We start from the raw sequence: 2,007 nt of genomic DNA on the forward strand, positions 1-2,007 counted from the left end.
TAACGTTGTTTTGGTAGGCTCAAAAGAAGATAAAGAAAAAGATAGAAGCTTTTATGAAGATGTTTTGGATTTAAGGGGGAAACTCAGTTTAAGGCAGTCTTTAGCAGTTTTATCAAAGGCAAAGCTTACAATCAGTAATGATTCAGCAGTTGCTCATCTTTCAAGGGCTGTAGGAACAAAGGTCTTAATGATTTATGGAGCAACTTCTCCTCAGTTTGGATTTTATCCTTTTAAAGATGAAGGTGATTATTTATATGCAAACCTTTTGTGTCAGCCCTGCGATATTCATGGAAAAAAAGAATGTAAGTTTAAAGACTATAGATGTTTTTCGGCTATATCACCTGAAAAAGTTTATGAAAAGGCAGTTTCATTGGTTTAAAATATAAAAAAACTTTGAGGTGAAAGATGTTTTTAGATAGATTTAAAAATTTTAAAGAGTATAAAACAGAAACCACGCCAGCAAAAATAAAACTTTCATCAAATGAAAATCCTTTTGACCTTCCTGATAAGCTAAAAGAAAAAATAGCTAATGAAATAAAAAAACTTTCCTTTAATAGATACCCTGACCCAACCTATAAGAGCCTTAAAGAAGTTATAGCCCAGTTTTACAACCTAAATCCTGAGAACATAGTCCTTGGGAACGGCTCAGATGAACTAATTGATATTTTAGTAAAAGCAGTAGGAGATTTAAAAAACCCAGTAATGTTTCCAGTCCCAACGTTTCCAATGTATAAAGTTTCATCAGATGTTATAAATAGACCTACAGCCACCTTTTACTTAGATGAAAATTTTGACCTTAAAAAAGAAGAAATAGATGAAGCCCTTGATAAAAAACCTGACATTGCATTTTTTGCATCTCCAAATAATCCAACAGGAAACAGCTTTAACCCTGATATGATAAATTATGTTGCTGAAAATAATGTCTTTACAGTTGTTGATGAGGCATATATTGATTTTTCAGATAGAGAAAGTTTCTATAAAAAAGCTCTTAAAGGTGGAAACCTTGTTGTAATCAGAACCCTTTCAAAAATAGGTCTTGCAGGACTGAGAGTTGGTTTTATGATAGCAAATGAGGAAATTGCGAAAACTGTTGATAAAATAAGACCTCCTTTTAACATAACCCTTCCTTCCCAAAAGATAGCAGAAATAGTTTTAACTGAAGGAGAAGATATTATAAAAGAGCAGATAAATACAATAAAATCTGAAAGAAAAAGATTAATGGAAGAAGTTTCAAAAATTGAAAATATAAAAATTTACCCTTCAGATGCAAATTTCTTTTTAATAAAAGTAAAAGATGCAAATTTAATTCATAAAAAACTTATAGAAAAAGATGTACTGGTTAGAAATGTTTCATATCTTCCACGCCTTGAAAACTGCCTCAGGGTTTCCATAGGAAAACCTGAAGAAAATAATCTATTTTTAAAAGCACTTAAAGAAGTTGTATAAATGAGAAAGACAGTATTTATTCTTTTACTTATAACTTCTCCAATATGGATAATAGGTATTTCTGCAAGAATAGTTTTTAATGACTGGTTTATTGAGTTTGAATATTCTAAAAAAGATTTTCCAAAAGACAGATACGGACTTGATAATGATTACAGGAAATACCTTGCAAAAATTGGATTAAAAGCTGTTTTATCAAAAGAAGGTTTAAAAAAGTTTGAAGAAACTAAATTTCCAAACGGCAGGAAAGCTTTTAGAGATAAAGAAGTAAAGCATATGGCAGATGTGAACAAACTACTTTCTTTTATATTCCCGCTTTCATATACACTTTTTTTCTTCTGGATAATTGGAGTTTTTTACCTTGAAGAATATAGAGAAAAACTTTTAATAGGAAGTGGTTTAATCACTGTTTTTTTAATATTAATATCTGGAATTTTTACCTTTACCAACTACAATAAAGCCTTTGAACTTTTCCATAACTACGTTTTTGATACTACAAGCTGGAAATTTAAAAGTTATGACACTCTTTTAAGGATTTATCCTATGAAATTCTGGTTTGATGGA

The 2,007-nt window shown here is 30.1% G+C and carries 3 protein-coding genes; all 3 read left to right on the top strand.

Annotated features, from left to right (window positions below):
* A partial coding sequence (locus HG1285_RS03520; RefSeq protein WP_008288850.1) for an ADP-heptose--LPS heptosyltransferase occupies positions 1 to 379 on the top strand: 379 nt, incomplete at its 5' end.
* A 26-nt stretch (positions 380 to 405) separates the two neighbouring features.
* On the top strand, positions 406 to 1,446 hold the full coding sequence (gene hisC, locus HG1285_RS03515; protein ID WP_008288851.1) for a histidinol-phosphate transaminase: 1,041 nt from the start codon (positions 406 to 408) through the stop codon (positions 1,444 to 1,446).
* Positions 1,447 to 2,007 (top strand): TIGR01906 family membrane protein (locus tag HG1285_RS03510; RefSeq protein ID WP_008288852.1); only part of this gene is annotated, 561 nt, incomplete at its 3' end.

The organism is Hydrogenivirga sp. 128-5-R1-1, assembly GCF_000171895.1.